The 22383-nt window shown below is 60.6% G+C and carries 28 protein-coding genes and 1 tRNA gene; 15 read left to right on the forward strand and 14 right to left on the reverse strand.

From position 1 onward, the window contains the following. Positions 1-94: 94 nt before the first annotated feature. The 7 genes from BM286_RS00910 (at position 95) to BM286_RS00940 (ending at position 4436) form a co-directional block, all read left to right on the forward strand. A tRNA-Arg gene (locus tag BM286_RS00910) sits at positions 95-167 on the forward strand. A gap of 180 nt (positions 168-347) precedes the next feature. Beyond that, positions 348-590 (forward strand): DUF7563 family protein, encoded by a 243-nt coding sequence (locus BM286_RS00915; RefSeq protein ID WP_092920467.1) that lies wholly within the window; start codon positions 348-350, stop codon positions 588-590. Positions 591-702: 112 nt separating this feature from the next. After that, entirely contained in the window at positions 703-1008 is a 306-nt protein-coding gene (locus tag BM286_RS00920) for a hypothetical protein (RefSeq protein ID WP_092919534.1), read from the forward strand. Then, entirely contained in the window at positions 1005-1481 is a 477-nt protein-coding gene (locus BM286_RS00925) for a hypothetical protein (RefSeq protein ID WP_092919536.1), read from the forward strand. The genes BM286_RS00920 and BM286_RS00925 overlap by 4 nt, the downstream gene beginning before the upstream one ends. Further along, positions 1478-1840: a hypothetical protein gene (locus BM286_RS00930; protein WP_092919538.1), complete on the forward strand. Its 363-nt coding sequence runs from the start codon at positions 1478-1480 to the stop codon at positions 1838-1840. Before BM286_RS00925 ends, BM286_RS00930 begins: the two co-directional genes overlap by 4 nt. Then, the gene (locus BM286_RS00935) at positions 1837-3450 is read left to right on the forward strand and encodes a DUF7845 domain-containing protein (protein WP_092919540.1); all 1614 of its coding nucleotides are present in this window, start codon (positions 1837-1839) and stop codon (positions 3448-3450) included. The genes BM286_RS00930 and BM286_RS00935 overlap by 4 nt, the downstream gene beginning before the upstream one ends. A gap of 293 nt (positions 3451-3743) precedes the next feature. Beyond that, complete coding sequence (locus tag BM286_RS00940) at positions 3744-4436, forward strand: DUF4145 domain-containing protein (RefSeq protein WP_092919542.1); 693 nt, start codon at positions 3744-3746, stop codon at positions 4434-4436. A gap of 22 nt (positions 4437-4458) precedes the next feature. Here BM286_RS00940 and BM286_RS00945 read toward each other — a convergent pair whose 3' ends face one another. From BM286_RS00945 to BM286_RS00985, 9 genes are all read right to left on the reverse strand, one after another. Further along, positions 4459-4854 (reverse strand): hypothetical protein, encoded by a 396-nt coding sequence (locus BM286_RS00945; RefSeq protein ID WP_092919544.1) that lies wholly within the window; start codon positions 4852-4854, stop codon positions 4459-4461. A 189-nt stretch (positions 4855-5043) separates the two neighbouring features. Continuing rightward, on the reverse strand, positions 5044-6135 hold the full coding sequence (locus BM286_RS00950; RefSeq protein WP_092919546.1) for a hypothetical protein: 1092 nt from the start codon (positions 6133-6135) through the stop codon (positions 5044-5046). Continuing rightward, complete coding sequence (locus BM286_RS00955; RefSeq protein WP_092919548.1) at positions 6125-6895, reverse strand: hypothetical protein; 771 nt, start codon at positions 6893-6895, stop codon at positions 6125-6127. The genes BM286_RS00950 and BM286_RS00955 overlap by 11 nt, the downstream gene beginning before the upstream one ends. Then, positions 6892-7461, reverse strand: a complete 570-nt coding sequence (locus BM286_RS00960) for a hypothetical protein (RefSeq protein WP_245779313.1) — start codon at positions 7459-7461, stop codon at positions 6892-6894. The genes BM286_RS00955 and BM286_RS00960 overlap by 4 nt, the downstream gene beginning before the upstream one ends. A gap of 2 nt (positions 7462-7463) precedes the next feature. Next, a complete protein-coding gene (locus BM286_RS00965; RefSeq protein ID WP_092919550.1) occupies positions 7464-7643 on the reverse strand; it encodes a hypothetical protein in 180 nt (59 codons plus the stop codon). Beyond that, complete coding sequence (locus tag BM286_RS00970; protein ID WP_174548974.1) at positions 7643-9388, reverse strand: hypothetical protein; 1746 nt, start codon at positions 9386-9388, stop codon at positions 7643-7645. The genes BM286_RS00965 and BM286_RS00970 overlap by 1 nt, the downstream gene beginning before the upstream one ends. A 51-nt stretch (positions 9389-9439) precedes the next feature. Beyond that, positions 9440-9955, reverse strand: a complete 516-nt coding sequence (locus tag BM286_RS00975) for a hypothetical protein (RefSeq protein WP_092919552.1) — start codon at positions 9953-9955, stop codon at positions 9440-9442. Next, positions 9955-10218, reverse strand: coding sequence for a DUF378 domain-containing protein (locus BM286_RS00980; RefSeq protein ID WP_092919554.1), 264 nt, complete (start codon positions 10216-10218; stop codon positions 9955-9957). Before BM286_RS00980 ends, BM286_RS00975 begins: the two co-directional genes overlap by 1 nt. Then, positions 10215-10625 carry a hypothetical protein gene (locus BM286_RS00985; RefSeq protein WP_167603285.1) on the reverse strand — a complete coding sequence of 137 codons (411 nt, stop codon included), beginning with the start codon at positions 10623-10625 and terminating at the stop codon, positions 10215-10217. The genes BM286_RS00980 and BM286_RS00985 overlap by 4 nt, the downstream gene beginning before the upstream one ends. A gap of 113 nt (positions 10626-10738) precedes the next feature. On the opposite strand from BM286_RS00985, the gene BM286_RS00990 reads away from it, so the two are divergent. Continuing rightward, on the forward strand, positions 10739-10948 hold the full coding sequence (locus tag BM286_RS00990; protein ID WP_092562559.1) for a hypothetical protein: 210 nt from the start codon (positions 10739-10741) through the stop codon (positions 10946-10948). 239 nt (positions 10949-11187) lie between these two features. Continuing rightward, complete coding sequence (locus BM286_RS00995) at positions 11188-11445, forward strand: DUF7386 family protein (protein ID WP_092919556.1); 258 nt, start codon at positions 11188-11190, stop codon at positions 11443-11445. Positions 11446-11495: 50 nt separating this feature from the next. Here BM286_RS00995 and BM286_RS15880 read toward each other — a convergent pair whose 3' ends face one another. Beyond that, complete coding sequence (locus BM286_RS15880) at positions 11496-11798, reverse strand: type IV pilin (protein ID WP_394327268.1); 303 nt, start codon at positions 11796-11798, stop codon at positions 11496-11498. A gap of 240 nt (positions 11799-12038) precedes the next feature. Between BM286_RS15880 and BM286_RS01005 the strand changes: the two genes are divergently transcribed. Next, entirely contained in the window at positions 12039-12815 is a 777-nt protein-coding gene (locus BM286_RS01005; RefSeq protein WP_092919560.1) for a hypothetical protein, read from the forward strand. On the opposite strand, the gene BM286_RS01010 is transcribed toward BM286_RS01005, so the two are convergent. After that, positions 12816-13067, reverse strand: coding sequence for a helix-turn-helix domain-containing protein (locus tag BM286_RS01010; protein ID WP_092919562.1), 252 nt, complete (start codon positions 13065-13067; stop codon positions 12816-12818). A 382-nt stretch (positions 13068-13449) separates the two neighbouring features. On the opposite strand from BM286_RS01010, the gene BM286_RS15955 reads away from it, so the two are divergent. From BM286_RS15955 to BM286_RS01030, 4 genes are all read left to right on the forward strand, one after another. Continuing rightward, complete coding sequence (locus tag BM286_RS15955) at positions 13450-13710, forward strand: hypothetical protein (RefSeq protein ID WP_092919564.1); 261 nt, start codon at positions 13450-13452, stop codon at positions 13708-13710. Positions 13711-13809: 99 nt separating this feature from the next. Beyond that, on the forward strand, positions 13810-14853 hold the full coding sequence (locus tag BM286_RS01020) for a tyrosine-type recombinase/integrase (protein ID WP_092919566.1): 1044 nt from the start codon (positions 13810-13812) through the stop codon (positions 14851-14853). Positions 14854-15238: 385 nt separating this feature from the next. After that, positions 15239-16261 carry a hypothetical protein gene (locus BM286_RS01025; protein ID WP_092919568.1) on the forward strand — a complete coding sequence of 341 codons (1023 nt, stop codon included), beginning with the start codon at positions 15239-15241 and terminating at the stop codon, positions 16259-16261. Between the two features lie 71 nt (positions 16262-16332). Further along, on the forward strand, positions 16333-17370 hold the full coding sequence (locus tag BM286_RS01030) for a restriction endonuclease (RefSeq protein ID WP_092919570.1): 1038 nt from the start codon (positions 16333-16335) through the stop codon (positions 17368-17370). 15 nt (positions 17371-17385) lie between these two features. Here the strand turns inward: BM286_RS01030 and BM286_RS01035 are convergent, their stop codons facing one another. Both BM286_RS01035 and BM286_RS01040 read right to left on the reverse strand, forming a co-directional pair. Further along, entirely contained in the window at positions 17386-18255 is an 870-nt protein-coding gene (locus tag BM286_RS01035; protein ID WP_092919572.1) for a DNA adenine methylase, read from the reverse strand. A 97-nt stretch (positions 18256-18352) separates the two neighbouring features. Next, a complete protein-coding gene (locus BM286_RS01040; protein ID WP_092919576.1) occupies positions 18353-19621 on the reverse strand; it encodes a Cdc6/Cdc18 family protein in 1269 nt (422 codons plus the stop codon). Positions 19622-19987: 366 nt separating this feature from the next. On the opposite strand from BM286_RS01040, the gene BM286_RS01045 reads away from it, so the two are divergent. Further along, positions 19988-20941, forward strand: a complete 954-nt coding sequence (locus BM286_RS01045) for a DUF4268 domain-containing protein (protein ID WP_092919578.1) — start codon at positions 19988-19990, stop codon at positions 20939-20941. 219 nt (positions 20942-21160) lie between these two features. On the opposite strand, the gene BM286_RS01050 is transcribed toward BM286_RS01045, so the two are convergent. Next, positions 21161-22018, reverse strand: coding sequence for a hypothetical protein (locus BM286_RS01050; RefSeq protein ID WP_092919580.1), 858 nt, complete (start codon positions 22016-22018; stop codon positions 21161-21163). Positions 22019-22383 lie beyond the last annotated feature (365 nt).

Raw genomic sequence — 22383 nt, forward strand, 5'->3', positions numbered from 1 at the left:
GGACGATGCCTTCGAGCGGCGGACCGACTCGCACTCTCCTGCTGAGAATCCGAGTCAGAAGCGTTAAACGCTCGCCGCGGATACCCGGTCGTGAGGGCGCGTAGCTCAGCGGACAGAGCACTTGGTTCCGGACCAAGATGCCGCGGGTTCAAATCCCGTCGCGCCCGCTTACTCACGAACCGTTTCACGACTAATGCTAATTCTAGCGTAGCGACTCGCTACGCCTCGGAATTGGCCGAATCGGTTCCCTCTAAACCCGGTCCTGAAATCGGGTTGAATACGGCACCGATCGCGACCCCTTCGCGTCGGGTGATCGACCCGACCAACTTCGGGGTGATCTCCGCATGATGGACCTCCGGGTTGAGCCGGACGAGTCCGGGGTCTGTCTGGAGTGCGGGTCGCACCTCCCGCCGCGGTTCGGTCGGGTTCACGGCGACGACGACGATCGCGCTCACCGGTGCCCCGAGTGCGACTCGTGGGTGCGGATCTGCGAGGGGAGCGCGGCCGGGAAAGACGTCGACACGCCGGACCCGCAGACGAGTCCCGCCCGCAACGCCGGCGAGCCGTGGGACGGAGGGCTGTCGGGATGAGTCCGTTCGTCCGCGCGAGCCGGTTGTACGACCCGGAACAGGGGCCGCGGTCGCACGTCCTCGACGCTGCCCGGCTCCGCTGGGAACGCGACGCTGAACGGGGGCGGTCGGTGTGAGTAGCGACCGGAGCGGCGAGGTCGCCGCGATCTTCACGTCTCACGGCGTTCTCGACGCGGCGACGACGATCCTCGCAGCCCGATCCGTCGGTCCCGACGCCGAGGCGAACCCGATCGTCCGCGAGTTGCTCGCGATGGGCGAGCTGCCAGCAGCGGTCGCGATGCTCACCGTCGTCGGCTTGTGTTGCGGTGCGTGGCCGGTCGCCGCCGACGCCTTGGAGGCGCCCGAGTGGGTCGGGCTCGGGATCGCGACGATCGGCGCCGCCGTCGCCGCGGTGAACTTGGTGGTGGTGTTCGCGTGAGCCGCGCGAGCGGTCCCGTCTCGTCGAAGCGAGCGGGAGAGAACGCCGAGGCTGCGGTCCTCGAAGCGGTCGACGGGCTGGCGTACGTCCCCGACACCGAGACCGAACACGTCGACGCTCGTGCCGAGACGCTCGTCGTTCCGTCTCGGTCGCTCCCGTTCGTCGGGATCTGCCTGCTTGAAGCCGGCTCGCTCGTCGAGATCAAGAGCGCGATCCCGCGGCTCGCGAGCGGCCGCCGCGGTCGGTTCTACCTCCGGCGCGAGCAGCACGAGCTGCTCCGCGACGCCGGCGGGAGCTACCTCTTCGCGGTGTGTGAGCCGCGACCCGGCCGCGACCCGGTCGCGATGAAGGTCGTGCCCGCGACCGTTGCCGACGACGCGATCACCGCGTGGCGCTCCGGCGGAGACGATCGGCCCGAGTGTTCGCAGGTCGCGTGGTCGCGAATCTTCCACCCGAGTGAGGTGGAGCCGTGAGTACCGCCGCCTACGGGCTCCGGCGCCCTGCCGCCCGCTGGGAAGGGAACGAGAAGTACGCGGCGTGTCCGCGGTGTCAGGAGGAGGTGACCGAGACGCTCGGAGCGCCGGCGATCGCGACGCTCCGGCTCGCGAACCAGAACCCGACGCGCGTCGACGGCGACGCGATCAACGCACGCGGGTACACCTGCGAGGCGTGCCGGTACGTCCTCGCGATCGCGCCCGAGGCCGCGATCGTCGACGTCGACGACCCGGCCGACGAGTCCGACCGGGCGCCGTGGATCCGGCTCGGTGCGGTGTTCGTCGACGGCTCGAAGCGTCCGATCGTGGTTCCGCGTCGCGAGGTGAGCTCGCGATGAAAGCTGTCGAGACGGCCCCGCACGAGTACATGGCGAACTACGTGTACTCCGGGCTTGGGGCGTGGTTCGGCGCCGCGCGGCTCGTCGACGCGACCGGGAGCCGGCGCGGGAGCTTCACGCTCGACGGCGAGAAGTGGCGGGTGACCCTCTCCTACCAAGAGTCCGGGCTCGCGCCGCCGGACGGCGGCGAGACGCCGGACGGGACGCGCGTCGACTTCGACACGCTCCGGGAGTTCCGGCTGAACGCAGTCGCCGACAACGAGGTCGGCGAGCGGAAGGTGAAGGCCTTGATACAGCCGCGGTGGCGCGGGCTCGAATCCGAAGAGGGGCAGTCGGTCGCGCGGCCGATGTGGGATCTCGGCGACGCGGTGAACGTCCGGGTAAACGCGTCGAACGTCGAATTCGACGCGGTCGAATCGGTTATCAAGCGCGCCGCGGGCGCGGTGACGCTCGACCCGATGTACTTCGAGAGCCGCAACGACGAGTACAGTGTCGTGATCGACGCGGCGCGGTACGTCCGGCTCGACCGGGACGTGTCCGGCGCGATCCACTCCCGGGAGGGACCGCTCGCGCGGATGGGCCACCTGCTCGAAAGTGACCGCTCGGGGTATCGGAAGGTCGTTCAGGACGACACCGAGCGGGCGGGATACTACCACACGGTGACGCTTGGGCCGAAGCGGATACGCGAGGCGTTTCCGGACCACCGGATCCCGAAAGAGTTCAAGCACTACTACGCGCGAAACGCCGAGTCGCTCCCCGACGATCACCCGCTCGCGCACCCGAAGGTCGAAGCGTCCTATCAGTCGAGCCGGTGGGATGAAACTCTTCGACCGGTCGACCACGACGAGATCTCCGACGAGCTCGAAGAGGCGATCCTCGCGACGCTGAACGAGGCGGGACTCCCCACGCAGCCGCTCGACGACGGGCCCGGCAGCGGCCGCACGTTCGTCGAGGACGCGTACTTTGAAGCGGAGACGGTCGACCGGTCGCGCGTGCTCCCGCTGAACCTCGAACGCGTCGAGAGCGACCAGCGGAACGTGGTCGTCCGCCAGCTCGCCGACGGACTCTCACCGGTCGAGTGGGACTCGCTGAAGACGCTCGTCGCGGACGGCGGCGACGTCTCGCCGGCGGAGATCGCGGAGGACCACGACTGGCATCCTGACAGCGTCCGCCGGGGACTCCGTCGGATCGAGGACATGGTTGTTCGCGAGCAGGGCTCGGTGGCGTTGCGGTCGCACCACGTCGCGGAGCAGGTCGTCGAGGCGCTCGACGCGGCGCGTGAGGGCGTGCGGAACGCGATGAGTACCGCGGCGAACGCGGTCCAAAACGCGGAGCGCGAGTCGCTCGACGAGCGGACAGACGAACTGATCGCGTTCTGCCAAGCGAACGGGATCCACATCGACGAGCGGGAGGCGCACCTTCGGGTGCGGATGGGGAACCTCGCGGACGAGTCCTGGTCGGAGCTGGTGACGCGGCTCAAGCGGTACTGGGTCGGCGCGGGTCGCGATCCGGAGCGACTGAAAGAAGCGATCTCACACTACCGCGACGCGTCGGGACCGAAGATTCGGCCGGTTCGGAGTGCGTGGGGGAAGGGCCAGACGCTCCGGTAGCGTGGCCCTTCGTGAGTGGCAACACTACCCAGATCCTCTTTTTGCGGCCGATTTCGCGTCGATCGACCCTCTCGACCGGGAGGTTCGCGACGATCTCGACCGCAACACAAGCGCGGATCCAGACTCGACGAACTGCTCGTCGACGCTGAACCGACACCCGGGGGTCGGTTGGCGGTTAGGGGTGTGGCTAAGGCCACAGATTCTAAGGTACCCCACCGCTTCCGCGGATCCCCTTCACGCATCTTAGAACATTCGCATTGGATTAATAACCAGAGATATAGTTAGTGTCCTTTATGCCCGATATCACCACGCCCAATATCGAAACTAAGCCCCGTTCGTTTGAATGCCCACACTGCGGTGCGTACGCTCGTCAGTACAAGGGAGAAACATACTGGCTGAAAAAAGAAAAAGAGATCACGGACCAGTTTACTGAGGACAATGTAAATCGTTTGGCAAATACAAAGGACATGAATCACTTAAATAATTATAGTATATATCGGTGTGAATCTTGTGGAAAATACTCAATTTGGAAGCTGGGCGAACAATTACATCCTAAGGACACTACCGCACCAGATCCACATGATGATCTTCCAACAAATATTCATCGAGATTATAACGAGGCAGCAGCAGTCGTTGATGAGTCCCCACGCGCTGCTGCCGCTCTGCTGAGGCTGGCTATTGAAAAGTTGGTGGCTCATTTAGGAGCGGAGGGTGGTTCTCTCCATCAACAGATAGGGGACCTAGTAGAGAGAGGAGAGATTAGTTCGAATGTTCAAAAAGCTCTAGATTCAGTACGTGTAATCGGGAATGAGTCCGTTCATCCCGGAGTCATGGATATGGAAGACGATCGAGAGACAGTAACTGTACTATTCAAGTTGATTAATATTATCGTGGAAGAGACGATTGCTCGTGAAAAGATGATTGATGATATGTACAGCCACTTACCGGAAAATAAGAAGGAGGGGATTGACAGCCGAGATTCGTGATTTGAATTCTACCCACACACATCTAGTAAAATTGGATGGATGGTATCTGTGCTTCACGAGCATGACTCCGATAATGCGTCTCGCCGGGATTCGTCCAGTTCGTGATCTCTAAATCCCGTGCTCGGACCGTCCGCGACGACACGACGGTTATCTCTCTCCCTTCCGCTCGGTACCAGACGAGCGCATACCCGCCGTCAGCGTTCGCGAGCGTCTCATGCTGGTCCTCCCAGAACTTGAACGTCGGTCGGACGCCGTTCACCATCGAGCCCTTCACGTCCCACGGGCGGCCGTCCCCGTCGCTCGCGTCGAACTTGAGCCCGTCCACGACCGGATAGTCGAGTGTGAGCGGGTAGCGGTCCGTCGCCCACAGCTCGACGAGCTTCCCGTACCGACCGACGATCGCCGGGTCGTAGCTCACGGCGATCCTCGTTTGGGTTGCGGTTGGTCGCCGCGCCGATCGCCGTCGACGAACGAATTTCGATCGAATCCCGGCCGCGCGGCCCCCCGCGGATTCGGACCCCCCGCCGCGATCGCACGCGTATAAACAGAGGTATGCGCCGGGGCGGGCGGGTGAATGAACGGGCGGACCGCCGCCGAGTCTATCGATTCACGCGGCGGCATCGTTCAGTAACTCGCTGTGGTCGCCGTCCCTGTATTCAGCCATCCGGTCGGAGACCCACGCCGCCGAGTACCCGACGAGGTCGCCCGCTTCGGCGTACGTCATGCCGTGATTCTCGACCGCGCGGATCGCCTTGCTCACCGCTTCCTCACGCCGGACCGAGTCGGCGTCGACGCCCTCGCTCTCGTCGTCCTCGTCGACGAGCTCGATCGCGAACTCGCTCGGCTCGTGTTCCGGGTAGTCCGCGGCCGTGTCGGTTAGCCCCTTGTAGTCGCTCCCCTCCTCCCAGTCGTCCTTGCCGCCCTCGCTCTCCAAGAGGCGAGCGCGACCGGGGTCCGACCGCGAGGGCTTCTCGATCGCGAGCGACGCGACCCGGCGAATCGATTTCGCGGTTTTCGTGCGCGTGTGCCCGACGAGCAGCACGCTCCCGCGCTTCGGGTGCGGCCCGTGTTTGGACTCCTTCTTGCGGATGAAGAGCAGCGAGTCCGAGAACTGCTCGGCCGCCTTGTTGCCCGAGCCGAATCCCGAGAGTTCCTGGGCGATCTCGTCGAGGACCGCCAGCACCGGTCCCTCTATCTCCGCCATCGCTTCGAGCATCTCTCGGTCGGAGCGCACCACGCGGTCGAACCCGTCCCATGACGTGTTTCCGACGAGCGCGCCGCCGGTCCGGATCTTCCACGACATCGCCACGTCGAGCGTCGTCGCAGTCTTCCCCGAGCCGGGCGCCCCGAACACGAGCCCGATCGCGCCCTCGTGCGCGAGCTCGCCGGCGGCGTCGCGGTACAGGTCGCCGCCCTCGCGTTCCTGTCCGGTGAGCCCGGTCGCGCTCTTCATCTGCGAGACCGATCCGTGTCGCACCGCCTCGTCGATCGTCTCTGTCGCCGAGTTGGAGATAATCAGCCGGCCGATCCGCGTCTCTTCGATCGGCTCGTCGAGCAGACCGTCGTAGTAGTTGAGGACCGCGAGGGTCCGGCGGTCGTCGACGAGCCCGGCGTACCCGCGGACGTGTTCGCCGGGATCCTCGCCCCGGAGCGCGCTGGCGAGCTCGGCGGCCGCGTACGCACCGGTCTTATCGCTCATCGTCCACCTCCAGCGCCTCGGTCTCGTCGAGCAGCTCGAAGCCGATCGTGTCTCCGTGCCCGTTCCGCTCGGTGTCGATGTCGTCTCCCTTCATGCTCTGTGGTTTCAGATCGTCCGGTAGTTCCTCGTCGAGGACCGCCGAGACGGTCGCGCTGTCGTCGTCGAACGACGGCGTAAGCGTCGGGTCGAGGATCGCCTCCTGGTCCTTGAGCCGGCGCTTGTCGAGCGTCCGGGCGATCGACCGGAGCCGACGCTTGAGGCGCCGCGCCTCGCGGGCGTCCGGCTCGAACTCCTCGCGGAGCTCGGCGATCGCTTCCATCGCGTCGACGACCTGGACGTCGCCGGCGAGCTCGGAACCGGCGACCGACTCGCGCCAATTGGCGACCGCGACGTTGTCCTCGGGACGGTACTCGCGGACCTCGTACACGCGCTTCGCGACGGGCCACTCGAAGAGGCTCCCGGCGTGGACGTCCATGTCCTCGAATTGGTCCTCGGAGAGCTCCCAAATCGACCCGCCGGTGTCGTCGCTGGCGTCGAACCCGACGAGATAGATCCCCTCTTCCTCGGGGAGTAGGTCCGCGACGTACCCGCCGGCGACGTACCCGCCGATCGCGATCGCGACGGCCGCGGTCGCGACGACGCCGGCGCCGTCGACGTCCCACGGGTAGGGATACCGGCCGCTCTCGGCGCCGGCGATAAACAGCAACACAAGCCCGCCGGCGAGAATCGGGCGCTCGCGGGCTGCGGCGACCGGATTCATAGCACCCTCTCGACGGATTTCTCTTCATCCTCGCGGCGCTGCTTGACGACCCGATACGTCAGACCGCCGCCGCCGATCCCCGATAGGAGCACCAACAGCTGCGCGCGCTCGAAGCTAATCGGCGGCCGGTTCGGCGTCGTCTGCCCGGTCGAAACGTAGGCGAACCGGTTGTTCGCGATACTGCCGGGCGTGGTCATGGTGAGAGCCGCCTGCCCGGCGCGGAGCCGGACCGAGACAAACACCTCGGTCTGTCCCTCCGGGAGCCGATGCTGGTATATCCGACCGGAGCCGGCGCCCTCGCCGAACTGAACCGCCTCGGTGAGTGTGATACTCGTCGACTCGTCGGTCTCGAATAGGAGCCGGAACCCGCCACGGTCGCGGTCGTACTCCCACTCGACGAGACGAGTGTCGGCGTCGATCTGCTGCGCGTACGTCTCGGGCTCGCCGACGTCGACGGACGTGTTGGTCTCAAGACCGGGTCCATCGCCGTCCTGCGCGGCGGCGCCGCCGACCGCAACACAAGCTGCGAGGCTCACCGCAACACAAAAAATCAGGACACTGCGCATGGTTAGACCCCCGGAATGGCCGACCGGATCGTGCTCTCGACGAACCCCCACGCGAGTCCGATCGGGTCGTAACCGAGGGCCACCATGACGATCCCGATGAACACGGCCGCCGTGCCGAATTTGAGTAACGGCTCGACGACAAACGACAGGATCGACAGGTACGGCGCGAAGGGGTTGATCATCAGTTCTCCCCCTGTCCGAAGAGCGCGTACAGGACGCCGAGCGATCCGATTCCGGCCGTGATAAGTCCGACGTCGGGCGAACTCCCGCTGAAGAAGCCGGCGCCGGCGCCGCCGGTGCTCTGGGACTCCTCGAACTTTTCGATGAGTTCTTGATTTTGCTGTTCGAGTTGGTTCCACTCTTCTTGCGTTATGTAGTTCGAGTCGCTCTGTGGTTCGGTCGACTCGAACGACGCGCTTGACGTGTTCTCGCCGGTCTCCTGATTCACGATCGAATCGACAGTAAACGACCGTGAGAGGTTTAGCGTCTCGTACTGGGTTTCATCGTCTGCGGACTCGTAGCCGACAGACTCGACCTCGGTGATATTCGTCTCTAAGTCTCCGCTCGCGTCGTAGGAGTAGGTGCCGTCCCCGTTGTCGGTCCAGTCGGTCGCAGGGACCGAGACGGTCTCGCCGGCCGTCGTCGTCACGTTCAGGACCGTCCCCTCGTAGGGCTGCGCGGTGAGGGTGATGGTTCCGCCGTCGACGCCGGTCTCGTAGGCGTCCCATGTACCCGAGATTTGGCTCACGTCGGCCGTGAGATACACGTCTCCGGCGAAGGTGCTCGGATCGTAGGTCTCGCCTGATTCGATCGGTCCGTCCGACTCGTCGGTGAGACCGATTGTCCCCGAGAGCGTCGCGCCGGTTTCGGCGATCGTGACCGTGACCTCGCGTTCGGGGTCGATCGGGATGTTGAGTGCGGCGAGGTCAGCGATCGCGTTTGCCTTCGACTCTTCCGACGAAAGCATTGCCGCTCGCTCGCGCGGAGTAATCAGCTCGGAGATTTCAATCTCCCCTGATTGAACGTCTCCGTAGACGGACGAGACCCACGTTGAGATTCCATCGCGAGCGTTTTGAAACTCTGTGGTCATCTCGTCGTAGACTGTTTTCCACGATTCCTCGCTACTGCCGCACCTGAGCATCGGAATCTGGGGACCATCGACCCCGTCGACGTCCCAGATTAGAAGCAGGTCCGTGTTGTAATCGGGGAACATATCATTCCCCGTTGTAGAGGGGTTGAAAAGCGAAAGAACGACAGTATTAGAGAAATCCGTCTCGCGTTTGTAGAACAGTTCGATCTCCTTGACGTCCATTGTTGACCCGTCCGGCAGGGTTCGGGACGTGGAACTTACCGTTCCCGACCGGAAAGTGAACTCTCCATTCCCGTCGGGCTGCCCGTGAACTACGTCGGGGTAAGTAACGTCAGGGTGACCATCAACCGTGTTGAGGGTGTTTTTGACCTCGCTAATGCTTTCGTTCCACGACTTGAAGAGGTTAGAGACGATGGTCGTCTCGTAGCTGTCCACGGCCGCAGTCGCGGAATCAAGAACCTCCGACTCACTAGAGCCGGCATTCAATTCCTCGATCGCTGCGATCTTCGCTTCGGTGTAAGCGTTATTTTTCACCCCGTCAATGATGTTTTTATTATCCACGATGGTGCTCGCGTTCGTGGATTTGCGTGTTCTAGCGGTCTGGTAAACGTCTTGTTTGAGAGCAGAGGCGGTAAGTCCCTCTGCCGGTGCGTCACTCCCTAAGACGCCAGTATCTCGCAGCGCCCAGCCGAGGCCGATAGGTCCACCGATGACGGTACTCGCAGCGATTGTACCGAGGTCGGACCAATCAACGTCGAACGCCGACACGCTTCCAGCTGTGGAGCCGAGCGCGCCGACGCCGGCGGCGGCGCCGATACCGACTGCCGTCGTCCGCATCAGTCCCCGACGAGTGAGTCGGAGCGAATCCGGTTGTGTTGCGGTCATGAGTTAGTCCTCCCGCCCGATGAGCCACACGACGACCAACACCGCCGCCACGATGCCGATCGCGCCGGTGTCGCCACCGAGGCCAACTCCGGCACCGCCGGCGGACCCGATGGTCCCCCAGTTGACCGAGTCGATCAGGGACGTGTTCGCGCCGGTCGAGGCGACGACCCGGACCGAGTCGTAGGCCGCGCGGTCGGACTCGTTGAGAGTCACGTTCGCGGACTCGGTCGTGTTCTCGGCGACCGAGATCGTCGTCTCGTTGAGTACGGTGCTACTCCCGTCGCTCTCGTTGAGCCCGGTGAACGTCACGTTCACGTCGACCGGTCCGCTGCCGTTCATGTCGTCGACGCCGGTCACGTCGACGTACACCGATTCAGTCGTGTTCTCGACGGCGACCGTGTCGTTGGCGAGCTCGGTCGAATTGGTCTGCCCGGCGACCCCGCCGGCGCCGAACGCGAGACCGATCGCGGCGATCGCGACGATCGCGACGACGAGGGCCGCGCTTGTGTTGCGGTTCATTAGTCTCCCCCGTCACCGCGGAGCTGGTCGACGACGTCGGGGATGTCGTAGAATCCAGCGTGATCGGCGAGCGTGACGACGCCGGCGACGGCGACCGCGGCGTAGACACCAGTCGCGACGGTCGGCGACCCGACCGCGGTGCCGAGCTCGGCGACCGCGTTGTAGTCGAAGAACTCCAGCAGGCCCCAGTTGATGGAACCGATCGAGGTGAGGATCCAGATCACTCCCGCGATCGTGTCCTCGCCGTCCCAGATGGAGCTCACAGCAACCACCCCACGGTGAACTGTCCGGCGGTCACACCGACGACGTACAGGAGCCCCCACAGGTCGGAACTGGTGAAGAAGCTCCCCACGGTATCGGGGAGCACGATGAACCCGATTGGGAGCGCGAGCGCGGCGACAGCGGCCCCGAGGTACCAACCCTGGAGCCCGCGAATATCGTCGGAGAGGGTCGAGAACTCGGTGTTATCGTTCGTGACGACAACTCCGATGATCGATGCGTAGCCGAGGAGCCACGCGGTCGAGAAGTCGAACCCGGCGAGGCTGAATTGTGTCGCTCCGAACTCGACGTCGAAGAGTTGGAACGTAGCGATATCAACGACCATGAACGCCGAGGCGAGGCCAGCCACGATGAGGGCGGCGTCGACGGCGTCAAATTCCATTTTCGCCATGCGAGCGGCCGGGCCACGGTGACCCCCATATACTCCCGCATTCAGTACGGTCTATGCCCGTTCCGTGTCATTTTGAGGTACATTTAAGTGAACCACCGTGCCCGCGAGGGGCGATGGGATTCAAAAGTCTCGTCGACCGCGACGGCAGCGGAACCGTAACGATCGACAAACAGCACCTCGAACTCGACGGGTTAGTCGCCGAAGACGGCTCGATCAAGGAGGCCGACGCGCACACGCAGCGCGTCGGCGAGCGCGCGTACTTGGTGCGCTTCCCGGAGGACGGCGAAGTGCCGAGTCTGTTAGAGCTCGTGGGGCGCGCATGAAATCCGCCGGAAGGGGGTTCTCGACGCGACCCCGTGGGATTCGACGCAGATGTATTCACGATCCGCGATCTATGTACCTCGCTCGGGGCGATCGGCGCGTGAAGTACATAGAAATCGGTTGGGTTACAGGTGGTGGTCGTCGGGAACATGCTCGACTTGGTGGTGCTACTTCAACACGGACCGGTTCTGTTACTCCAGAGCGACGGGATCCTGACCCCCGTACATACAGCGTGGTATAAATGAGCCGTCGAACCAGCCTCAAGATCACCGAAGAACGCGAGCGCCAGCTCGAAAGAGCGAGCGAGATCGTCGCGAGTGGTCCCAACGATGACCCGCCCATGAGCGTGGTGTTTGACGCTGCGCTCGCACACCTGATTCAGTCAGAGCAGAACATCCAGGAGGCCCGCGACGAGATGAATCCAGCGACAATTCAGCAGTTCAACACCGAAGTGATTGGGTTGCGGTATCGAACGAGCGTTGAAAACCGCTGGCGGTGATAATATTCTATATTAAAAAAAGAAATCCGCCGGATTACAGATCAGTTTGGTTAGACTGATTCTACCGTACGGAGAAGAGATTCTTCTCCGTTCTCACCTACTGCGATTATTTGATACGGTGCGCTACCGCCGCCACTTGTGAGGTTAATACTATCTCCGACGTTGGTCATATTAGTACCAACTGTGCCGGCGGAATCAGTGACGTATACGTAGTCGGCTGTGCCCGTATTAACTAAAGTTACGGTATCACCGTCGACGGTGACGCCGGCTGTGGCCGACCCACCAATCTGATCGCCGAGCCCGAGCACGAACGTCCCGATGACGGCGGCCAGAATGACGGTGATTGCGACCATCAATATGACCCCGATTACGGGACTCACACCACGGTCGTCTTCGTTGAAGAGTTTACCTAGTTTCATGTTTGAACCCAGCAGGGTCCGAAGCGTGCGGTCCTGGAATAACTACGGTCCACATCTATCGGGTCGCTGGCTACTTCAAAATAAGCAAATCCTATATAAATACTTGGTGGCCTACCTCTCACTCGTGAAAATTAGTCCGGCACGTTCAAGCCGTAAGTGTCCATTACTCAAGATATGAGACCCACGGCCCAAGCCCTCGCTCGGACATACAGTGATCGGGGGTATCCAGACCCGTGGGAGAAAGTCCTCGACTACCGACGTGTCCAGGAATACGTGGCCGAACACCCGAACCACGGCCGCACGCGCGTTGGGAAGGCTCTCGATCTCCCCCCAGGCCGTGTGCGTGGATGGATTAGCGATGGTATGCCTGACTCCGTCCGGGGAATCCAAACTGCGATCGATCACGGATGGCTCGATCCCGACCCCGAAGGCAAGACTGCGGCCGCGCTCGTCGACCTCCTCGCGCACGTCCTCGCCGGTGGCAGCATCAAGTCTCGGACCTATGTTCCATCGGTGACTGTCGGTCGGCGGCTCGAAACGGATGAAATCCGAGAAGTCTTCGACCGAGTCGGCGTCAAGACTGTCGTCCGCCGGGCCAATGAGGATGGACGCGCAACGGAGGTATTACCCGAGTCTGATGGATCGGTCCTCGGTCGGTGTCTCGTTACAATGGGTGCCCCCGCGGGCGAAAAAGTGGATCTCGATGTCTTCCCGTCGGTCGCATGGGACGTACCGGAGTCAACGCAGGCGTCTTTTGCGCGGATCTATCTCGATCACCGAGCAACGGAGTTGGCAGGTAAACGAACGATGGTCATTCAGGAAGATCGACCGTCAGCGTATCTAAAAGGACTCCAAGAATTCCTAGCGGATGTCACTGGCGGCCCAGTGACCGTCGGCGACGGACAAGTGACAATCTCAGCGGACGCGGCCCGCAAGTTCTGTCCTGCGTAGTTATTCGAGCTCGTCAGCGTCAATCTCCCCCGAGAGATACTCGCGACCGCGATCCGTGATCCGATAGTACCCTGAGTCGACCGGCTCGACGAGGGAAGCGTCTTCGAGCTTACCGATTCGTCGAGAGACCCAGTTTCGGGTGTATTCGAGATTTTTCCCGATCACGGCAGGCGTCAAGATGAGGTCGGACTCAGCGAGGAGCTCGAGGATCCGATCGTCCGTCTGATTCATCCACTCGACCCGGGGGCGCATACCTCCGCCTCATACGGATTCATATAACAGATATCGATCCGCTTCGGCTCAAATAGCTTTTCGTATTGGATACTACACGATTTGATGGGTTAAAGTTAAGTCGACAGTGTTCTTCGGAGCGTCTAACGGAAGCGCTCTCGCGGACCCGTCGCTCCCGATGGGTCCTATCGTTCGCAAAAGCGGACCCCGCTGCTGGAGACAGCGGGTCCGCGTGGGCTTCCGTATCTGAGGTACGAAAGCCATGCCAGATCACTACGCGCCGGGGTTTGAAATCCCCGATCGACCGCGGTACCGCAACACAAGCACCCCACGCGACTACTTTCAGTTTCACTGCCCGCGTCAGGATCTTTTCTTTTTAACCCCGTCCCGTCGGTCGGAATCGATGCCTCCGAAAGAAGTCGTGCGGATTGAAGACCGGCAGGATAGGTGGCGGTTCGTGTGTCCCCGCGGCCACCGGTCGTGGGAACCAACGAATCACCATTTCTGGTGTCAGAAGTGCGCCGCGAGCGACGAGTCCGACGGTGTGTTCCGGACGCTTCGCGACCGCAAGACTGGCGCCGAGTTGACCCGCGATCGGGTTCGGCTGGTAACGCCAGTCGGTCCCTACGATCGCGATCTCGACGGTAAGGAGGGGTCCGCGTGAGCGACGAAAGCGGACACGCCCGCCGAGTCGCCGAGCAGCTCGCGATGTACGAGGATGAGGCCGACGAGGACGGCGAGACCGACAAACCGAAGGAGCCCGATGAGTGACGAGTTGGAACCGATCCCACCAGAGCGCGCGGTTGAGATGCACCTCGACCGGATGAAAGAGGATCGCGCCGAGTGGACCCGGACAACCCACCAGAGCGAGCTTCGGCCGTTCGTCGAGTGGTGTCGCGAGGAGGGTTCGGTCGACAATCTGAACGAACTCTCGGGTCGAGACCTGTACGAATACCGGATCTGGCGCCGGGAAGGAGGGTACAGCAACAGCAAGGTCGATGAGCTCGCGAAGAAGACGCTTCACTCGAACCTCTCGACGTTGCGGTCGTTCCTCAAGTTCTGCGGAGAGATCGAGGCGGTACCGTCGGACCTGTACGAGAAGGTGCCACTCGTGAAGCTCAGTCGCGAGGACGAGGTGAGCGACTCCTACCTTCGACCGGAGCGAGCAGCAGACATCGTCGAGTACCTCTCGCAGTACGAGTACGCGAGCCGCGACCACGTCGTCTGGGCGCTGATCTGGCACACCGGCGCGCGCCTCGGTGCGGTTCGGTCGCTCGACCTCCAGGATCTCGACTTGGAGGGCAACAAACCCTCAATCGAGTTCGCCCACCGCCCGGAGACCGGAACCCCGCTCAAGAACGACGCCGCAAGCGAGCGGGTCAACCGCATTAGCCGTCGAGTTGCCCAGATCCTACAGGACTACATTGACGGCCCGCGGACGGATTCCGTCGACGATCACGGCCGAAACCCGCTCGTCTCTACCGACGCGGGTCGGATTGCGGCCGGGACCATCCGGAAGGCGTTCTATCGCTGGACCCGCCCGTGTTTCATCGGGAAGGAGTGCCCGCACGACGAGGATCCCGAGTCGTGTAAGTTCGCGACGTTCCGGCACGTGAGCGGGTGTCCGTCCGCCCGGTCGCCCCACGACGCCCGCAAGGCGCGGGTGACGAAGTACCGTAACGACGGCGTCCCTCGGGGCGTCGTTTCGGACCAGCTCAACGCGAGCGAGGACGTTCTCGACAAGCACTACGACCGCGCTTCGGAGCGCGAGAAGGCAGACCGCCGCTGGCGGATTATACAACAATGAGTACCACACAAATTCAAGCCGATTGCTGCGGGATAACTACGGGACTCAAGTCCCGTCGCGCCCGTCATAGTTTCTGACGGGGCAAATTGACAGGACGGCGGCCGGGTGTATATAAGGCAAACCCCCAGTGACGGGTTTGAGTTCGTCACGCAGCGTGACGGGGGTCGTCGCCTTCGTGCGGTTCGTGAAATACACGTGACGGAGTCGGGGTAATGTCCTTGGGTGGTTGGTGGTTTCGTCGTGCGAGGCTAGTCTAGCTCGAGGTTTCACGATTAATCAGCCGCTCTCGTCGGGGGCCGGAATCACGACGCTCCTTCGCCCTCTCTTTCTTTGATTTGATATTTAATACTGAAAATATATCTGTCCGGTGTCTGATACTCAACTAATGTATCGGTTCACCCCGGACGAAATCGATCACGAGCGAGCCCACCACCAAGCGGTCATTCAGGGAGCCGACGACCTGGACGTGAAGCGGATCGGGAACCTCGGCGAGCTCGCGTTCGAGCAGTTCTGTCGCGAGTACCTCCCCGTCGAGATGTGGGAGTGGGAAAACGAGGAAGCAATCCGGCGGTGTAACTCCGAGAGCTTCTCTGGGCATGACTTCGAGGTTTTTGGCTACACGGTCGACGTGAAGTCATCGCGGGACGTCTCGGCCTTCCTTCCCGAGTCGCTCGTTGAACGAGATCCCGACGACGACATCGTGGTAATGGTCTGGCATCGGGACAACGAGGACAGTCTAATGCTACTCGGGTGGGAGCGACTCGAGACGCTGAAATCGAAGGTCGAAACGGAAAAGGCGTTCTCGGGCGAGTCCCCAGAAAAACTCGACCACCTCGCGGCCCGCCCGATGAACGAACTGATCGACCTCGGTCCTAACACCGCCCACATGAATCAGAAGCCGGAGAATCCGTTCTCACCAGGGGATCGGGTGGTGAAGGCTGGCGACTCGGAGGCGTCAGTGGGGATCGTCATCGAGGTACTGCCGCCGGAGCAGAACACCGGCGCGTTCGGACACGAAATGGACGGGGAAGCGGTGCGGGTCGCGTTCCCGAGTTCGCTCGACGAGGGACCAGGTGCGTGGCGGGACTACCACCCCGCGATCCTCGCGTCGTACTGTGACGACCAGGACGTCAAGCTCTGGACGTACAAACACGAGAACCTCGCATTCGCAGACAACCCGTATGTCCCAGGAGATCAGGTGGTCAAGACCAGCCACAGCGATCCGGACACGGCCGTCGTGGTGGAAGGCTCTGAGGAGCGTGGCGATGACAACGTGGCAGTCGCGTTCTTGGGTGATTTCGAGGAGAAGGACGTATCGCCGGGAGAGCTTTCGAAGCACTGTGAGGAGAGCGGGATCAAGTATTACACGTACGAGTATTCTGAACTGGATTTTACAACGCAAGACTGATCCAGCTGCTGTAACGTACTGGTTGCTCTGGCAGGAGGATTTTTGTTCAGCGGTGAAAACTTCGATCTTGAATGAAAGCATCGACGGCGAAAGAGGAACTGCTCGATAAAGGGTTACAGATCGACCACGAGCAGTTCGAGCAGCTCTGTAAAATGGTGATCGAGCGGGCAGAGCCAACTCGTGAACTCGAGCTAACACCGTTCCGTGGCGATGGTGGCATCGATATTCACGCGGTCATCGACCGAGAACTATTCCATGCCCGGCTCGGCGTACAAGCAAAACAGTATGCTACTGGAAACACCGTCGGCGCCCGCACCCTCCGTGGATTTAAAGGTGCACTCTCAGAGCAGCAGTATCATATCGGAACGGTGATCACAACGTCCTCGTTCACTTCTGGAGCCGAGACAAGCGCAGACCAAGATTTCATCCGACTGATCGACGGTGACCGGCTCACGGACATCATGATCGAGAGCAGTATCGGCGTCGTTACAGACGACGAATCATACGAACTCGATCCCACGTTCTGGAGTGCGTTCGAGAAACCGGAGCGCACCGATACTATTCCGTCACTAGAGGTGCCACAGGCAGACAATTTCAGCGTGATACGTACTGTTATCCAGGCGGTTGGATCGGGTTCGGATATTAAGCCCGAGATCGCAGAATACGTTCGAAGACAGAGGGATACAGACACGTTTAATCCGCGGCAAGCGGATTATTACGGTATCGCCGCGTGGCTCCTCCAGTTTCTCCACAAAGAACAGGAGGTCGAAATCGACAACCACACGATCCGTCGTTGGGGACTCACCCGACTCGGTGAGGAATACCTCACGTACCTCGATCGTGGCGATCGAGAATCCGCGGATAACCTCCTCACACAGCAGATCCATGACGTCGAGATCATCTCCCGTGTATACGCTCAACTAGAAGAAGACGGTACTCTCTCCCGACGTGATATTACGAATATCCTCGCTGCCGAAACGGATCTCTCGGATTCAACCACTCGTCGACGCGCCCGAACCGTTGGCGAGTGGCTCGTTTGCCTCCCTGAAATCACGACGAGTGGCCGGGGATCTGAGCAACAATACGTGCTGGACTCAACGCCACGTTGAGTGATTTCCGACGGCTCACTCTGTAAAGTCGGAGAGAGTCTTTCGTCGTTGCGCCTCTGCTGGAACGTTTGTAATGAGAACTTCTGAGACCTCCCCGCGACTACTGGCATCGCTATTTATAACACGAGTAGCATCCACGTATCTGATCGAGAACACGTCGTAGTCTTCGTATAACTCCGTGATTGGCGGCGAGTTAGAGAGGATCACGGAAACGTCCATTTCCGTGAGTTCGATCACGACATCGCGAAGTCGGCGTTGATCCTCTCGGTCGAATCCCTCTGCTTGGTACGAATTGAAATCCGCAGTTTTCGACACCGGTTCGTACGGCGGATCGAAATACACAAGATCGCCCCTAGAAGCCTCATCAACGACGTAGCTGAAATCCGTATTGAACACGGCCGTGTCCTGGAGGACACGCGATGCCTTTCGGATCCGCTGTTCTTGTACCCAATCTGGATCTGAATACCGCCCGAAAGAGACGTTAAATTCGCCGTCACTGTTCTCCCGATACAATCCGTTGAAACACGTCCGATTTAGATATAATAGTAAGCTTGCCTCTCGGACCCGCTCGTCTTGTGTCAGAGCCGACTGTGTGAGGAACTCATTGAACTCCGACCGAGCGTCGTAGTAGTATTCTTCAGTATGCTCGTGTGTCTTGTTCTCGGAAATGAGGGCGTCCGGTTGGTCTCGGACGATCTCATAAAACGTTGTTAACCGCGTATTTAGATCGTTTATCGTCCCGTCGTCAGGATCCTGCTGAAAAAAGACTGCGCCGCCCCCTACGAACGGTTCGTGATACGCCTCATATGAGATCGGAAACAGTGCCGTAATCTCTGAGAGAAGCTGGCGCTTCCCACCCGCCCATTTTAAAATCGGCTCCACCATTCAGTACAAATCTCCTCGGTATTAGCAAAAAACTGTCTCGTTAGAGTAACAGTCTGTCTAGTCACTAGATCTGTCTTGTTGAGGTGGTGTCTGAGGACTAGTTACCCGCAACACCACCCTGCTCTCGAAGAACCGTTGCGACATCCCCTAGACGCTCCGATTCCTTCGGGAGGTTCTCGAGCGCCGTATTAAGATCGACCGCCAGCGAATACTGATTCTCGTCGCCACGACCCCGTCCCTGCCGTTTGTTGAGCACGTTCGTATCAGCGAGATCGTTGAGCCGGTCACGGAACCGCCGGTTCGAGAGGACGTTCACATCGGCGTACTCACAGAAGGTCTTGTACTGAGTGTAGATCGGCGTCGTCGTCACAGGTGTGTCGCCCTGTATTCCGTGATACGTGACTGCCATGAGCGCGAGCATTCGCTGGTTCGGGAGCGTCTGAATCCCCGACTCAATGGCTTTCGTCTCCAGGAAGTCCCGTGCCTCGCGCACGTGCTCTTCTGTGACGGTCGTCTCGCCCCTATCGTCGGCAAACCGAGTCGCACGGAACAGCAGCCGGATCGCCTCCCGAGCGTCTCCCGTATCCTGTGCGCCTAGCGCCGCGGCAAGCGGGATCGTGTCGTCGCTCAGGATCTCGCTTCGGAGATGCTGGTAGTCCTCGACGTCGTCCTCGAAATACGTGTCCCGGAGGGCACCGACGGCACGCCGTGCGAGGATGTTGCGGAGCTGATCAGCGTCGTAGGGCTCGAAGCGAACCTCGTCTTCGCCGAGACTCGACCGGACGTCGGCGTCGAGGTTCTCGCGGAACTGGAGGTCGTTCGTAATCCCGATGAGCGAGAGACGGACGCCGTCCGGATTCGACCGCGGGAGTTCGTAGAGGATGTAGTCGTCGTCGCCGATGGCATCGATCTCGTCGAGGACAACGATGACCGTCCCGCCGACCTTCTCTAGGTTCTCGATCACCATATTGAGCAGAGTCTTCCGCTGGTGACCGCTTGGCAGCTCCTCACCGGGCCCGAATCGCTTCTCACGGAGTCGCTTGACGAGATGTGTGAGGACGTGGTAGGAGCCATCCATGCCCTTACAACGGATGTGAACGACGGTGAGGTCCATCTCGGAGTCGTCAGCGTACTCCTGGAGCTGGTCGGTCTTGAGGCGGATTCCGACGGTCTTCCCCTGCCCGGACTGCCCGTACACGATCAGGTTGAGCGGCGTTGAGCCCATCGTCGCTGGACGGAGGGCGGAGTGTATCTGATCGAGTTCCACCTCGCGCTCCGGCAGCGACTCGGGCTGATACGTCTGCTCGTTGGGGTTGAGGACGTCCATGTCCTCGAAGATCGTGTCCTCGTCGCCGAACGCCTTCATACGCTCCCGTTTTCAGGTGTCATACATAAAACCCCCGTGTCCTACATGTCTTCCTGTCTAGCAGACGGGATAGCGTCCTGAATACCGTCTGTGGTTCTCTTGCCGTTCTACTGTACTTTGGCTGGCAGACGGGGACAGAGGGGGGTGCGTCCAGCAAACTGCTGAGACGCTCAACTGTTGCTCCAGTGTCCCCATAACCAGCCACGATCCCAGAACCGCTCTGTACCCGATACGACACTCGTATTCATCGGCTCAGGACCGCGCAACCCTGGGAGGGGGGTGCGTCCGGCAACGGACCACAGCGAATGACGCTTCGAGAATAGTCGGCCCACAACGTTTTATCAAAACTCCCGGAGACGCACGTCTATGGGGCAAAACGTCTCGCGAATCCACGAGCACGACCTCCGCTCGGTGTGGGAGAACGAAGAGCGGGACTTCACGCAATGGTTGACAGAGAATATCGACCTGCTCGCGTCCGAGTTGGGGATAGAGATCGAGGACGCACGAGCCGAGGAAGCCGTCGGCGACTTCTCGGCCGACATCGTCGCACGAGAGATGAACACGGGCGAGACCGTCGTCATCGAGAATCAATACAACCGGACGGACCACGACCACTTGGGGAAGCTTCTGACGTACTCGTCGGGAAAGAACGCCGGGTTCACGATGTGGCTCGCCGAGGAGTTCCGGCCGGAGCACCGGAGCGTCCTCGAATGGTTGAATGAAACCGGGCCGAAGGGTGCGAAATTCTTCGCGATCAGACCCCGCGTCGTGAGTATCGAGGGATCCGAGGAGCGTGGGTTTGAGTTCGAAGTCGTCGTTGAGCCGAACGAATGGGAACGTGAGGTGAGTACCGAGTCTCTTTCCGACTCCGAGCACAGCTACCGTCAGTTCTTCGCCGAGATGGTTGAGGCGTACTCGCAGCGACGTCCGGCCTGGTACAAACTCAAACCTGGGCCTCGGAACTATCTGACGTTCAGTGCCGGTATCTCAGGTGTCCGATTCGGCTGGGTGTTCCACCAGGGGCCGGAGTTCTCCGTCGAGCTCTACATCTCCACGTCGGATAAGGAGCGCAACGAGGAGATATTCGAGGCGCTGAAACGCGACCGAACGGATATTGAGAGCAATTTAGGCGTCGAGTTGGAGTGGGAACGTCTACCTGAGAAACAAGCATCCCGGATCAAGCAGCCTGAAGATATTGATAGGACCATCACCGATCTCACCGCAGACCAGCGAAATCACTTGGTCGAATGGGGGGTGGATGCGATGGACGCATTCCAGGAGGAGTTCGAACCGCGTCTTTCCGCTCTCGGCTCCAACTGATCGCTGCTTCTACCGGTGTAACGAACTCGTTGCGTAGGTGGCTTCCACCCTTCCCGTCTTGTTGGACGCACCCCCCTCCCCCAGGTTCTATTTTAGATCACCGGCTCCGTTGAGATCTTCTGATGCTGAGAGGAACTGTCTGCTGAATACAGAGGTTAAGTCCAGCAACCTACGTAAATTGGATAGATTTGCGGAGCCTCCAGACACATAGCTACGATTTCAAAATATCTCGATACCGAGAAAGGCGGTGGCTTTCGAGAATGAACTCATGAAAGGACCGGCAAGCGCGACCAGCGACCGGATCACTTGCTCCCAGAGGATTGTAATTGGACTTGAAGGTGGTAACGACTGAATCAGGGCTTCGGCTTCCTGTGCTGGAATCCCCGACTCTGAGCCGGCATCCGCCTCACCGAGATACGCCAACATCGTGTCCATCTTCTTTTCTTGTAATGTTGCTTCGAAGCCGGCACTCTGGCCAGCAATCCAGCGAGCGAGCTTTACCAGCGGCAGGAGAAAGCCTGTCCCGAGCGCAAGTACGGCCAGCACCGACGCGACAAGTCGAACCGTGAGTTCGTCCCGGGCGTAGAGAACTAACCAGATACCGATTCCCGCTGTAGTCCCCCACAGGAAGAGTGCTTCCTGGAAGGATCGGAAGAACCACTCATGGTTGAGCTCCATCAAAGTCCGGAGCCCATCCTTCGTCGATTCGAGCTCGATGCCCTCTAGCAAGTGGCGAAACTCCCGCGTGTAATAGGCCGACCTGATAATGCCCGCAGTGACCAGCGTGATTGCTGGCGCCCAGAATATGACGCCGATGACGATCTGTAGGACGACACCTTCCTGTGGGGCGATTCGCAGCAGATACGGCGGGTCGATGTCAAGGGCGTCAGTGAGGATGCGGGCGAGGAATGGGTAGATAGCCATAATGACAGCCATGAGAAGGCCGAACCCGAGGGTTCCCTTCGGGAACCGCTGCTCAGGTGGGTCACTCTGCCACGGACTATTGGTGAGTTTCTCGAACTGGGTGGGAAAATGCTGATACTTCTTTTCCGTTCGGATGGTGGCTATTACTGCCATCAGTAAGAAGAAGGCCGACAGGAGAACAAATCCGATAGCGCCAGAATCAGCAAGGAGATTTGTCATTTTTGCTGATCACCTCGATGCCCTCATCGACTGTAAAACTACGTGGTGATACGTACAGTCACTGCTGAACTCAGCATTGCTTGGTTGATTTCGGTCTTCATAACTAATCCGAGCCCCGTACAAGATCCCCGCCCTGGAGTCAGCACGGCTCCGAGAACATATCACCAGATGAGGAGTCCAATAGAGCCTGATGTACTTATTTTACTGACCGCGTAAGGCCATCAAGCCGATCCCAAACGCTCCGGGAATCATAACAAGAATCACCACTCCAGCGACACACTTGGTATAGGGAAGAATAT

The sequence above is a fragment of the Halorubrum sodomense genome, from assembly GCF_900111935.1.
GTDB lineage: Archaea > Halobacteriota > Halobacteria > Halobacteriales > Haloferacaceae > Halorubrum > Halorubrum sodomense.

Excerpts from the sequence above, each read along its gene's own strand:
- BM286_RS15955 (WP_092919564.1), top strand. The coding sequence starts at position 13,450 with ATGCCTCCGAAAGAAGTCGTGCGGATTGAAGACCGGCAGGATAGGTGG.
- BM286_RS00940 (WP_092919542.1), top strand. The coding sequence starts at position 3,744 with ATGCCCGATATCACCACGCCCAATATCGAAACTAAGCCCCGTTCGTTT.
- BM286_RS00990 (WP_092562559.1), top strand. The coding sequence starts at position 10,739 with ATGGGATTCAAAAGTCTCGTCGACCGCGACGGCAGCGGAACCGTAACG.
- BM286_RS01040 (WP_092919576.1), bottom strand. The coding sequence starts at position 19,621 with ATGAAGGCGTTCGGCGACGAGGACACGATCTTCGAGGACATGGACGTC.
- BM286_RS01020 (WP_092919566.1), top strand. The coding sequence starts at position 13,810 with ATGAGTGACGAGTTGGAACCGATCCCACCAGAGCGCGCGGTTGAGATG.
- BM286_RS00960 (WP_245779313.1), bottom strand. The coding sequence starts at position 7,461 with ATGCGCAGTGTCCTGATTTTTTGTGTTGCGGTGAGCCTCGCAGCTTGT.
- BM286_RS00965 (WP_092919550.1), bottom strand. The coding sequence starts at position 7,643 with ATGATCAACCCCTTCGCGCCGTACCTGTCGATCCTGTCGTTTGTCGTC.
- BM286_RS00985 (WP_167603285.1), bottom strand. The coding sequence starts at position 10,625 with ATGGCGAAAATGGAATTTGACGCCGTCGACGCCGCCCTCATCGTGGCT.
- BM286_RS01025 (WP_092919568.1), top strand. The coding sequence starts at position 15,239 with ATGTATCGGTTCACCCCGGACGAAATCGATCACGAGCGAGCCCACCAC.
- BM286_RS00915 (WP_092920467.1), top strand. The coding sequence starts at position 348 with ATGGACCTCCGGGTTGAGCCGGACGAGTCCGGGGTCTGTCTGGAGTGC.
- BM286_RS00975 (WP_092919552.1), bottom strand. The coding sequence starts at position 9,955 with ATGAACCGCAACACAAGCGCGGCCCTCGTCGTCGCGATCGTCGCGATC.
- BM286_RS01030 (WP_092919570.1), top strand. The coding sequence starts at position 16,333 with ATGAAAGCATCGACGGCGAAAGAGGAACTGCTCGATAAAGGGTTACAG.
- BM286_RS01035 (WP_092919572.1), bottom strand. The coding sequence starts at position 18,255 with ATGGTGGAGCCGATTTTAAAATGGGCGGGTGGGAAGCGCCAGCTTCTC.
- BM286_RS01005 (WP_092919560.1), top strand. The coding sequence starts at position 12,039 with ATGAGACCCACGGCCCAAGCCCTCGCTCGGACATACAGTGATCGGGGG.
- BM286_RS00950 (WP_092919546.1), bottom strand. The coding sequence starts at position 6,135 with ATGAGCGATAAGACCGGTGCGTACGCGGCCGCCGAGCTCGCCAGCGCG.
- BM286_RS01010 (WP_092919562.1), bottom strand. The coding sequence starts at position 13,067 with ATGCGCCCCCGGGTCGAGTGGATGAATCAGACGGACGATCGGATCCTC.
- BM286_RS01050 (WP_092919580.1), bottom strand. The coding sequence starts at position 22,018 with ATGGCAGTAATAGCCACCATCCGAACGGAAAAGAAGTATCAGCATTTT.
- BM286_RS15880 (WP_394327268.1), bottom strand. The coding sequence starts at position 11,798 with ATGGTCGCAATCACCGTCATTCTGGCCGCCGTCATCGGGACGTTCGTG.
- BM286_RS00970 (WP_174548974.1), bottom strand. The coding sequence starts at position 9,388 with ATGCGGACGACGGCAGTCGGTATCGGCGCCGCCGCCGGCGTCGGCGCG.
- BM286_RS00955 (WP_092919548.1), bottom strand. The coding sequence starts at position 6,895 with ATGAATCCGGTCGCCGCAGCCCGCGAGCGCCCGATTCTCGCCGGCGGG.
- BM286_RS01045 (WP_092919578.1), top strand. The coding sequence starts at position 19,988 with ATGGGGCAAAACGTCTCGCGAATCCACGAGCACGACCTCCGCTCGGTG.
- BM286_RS00935 (WP_092919540.1), top strand. The coding sequence starts at position 1,837 with ATGAAAGCTGTCGAGACGGCCCCGCACGAGTACATGGCGAACTACGTG.
- BM286_RS00995 (WP_092919556.1), top strand. The coding sequence starts at position 11,188 with ATGAGCCGTCGAACCAGCCTCAAGATCACCGAAGAACGCGAGCGCCAG.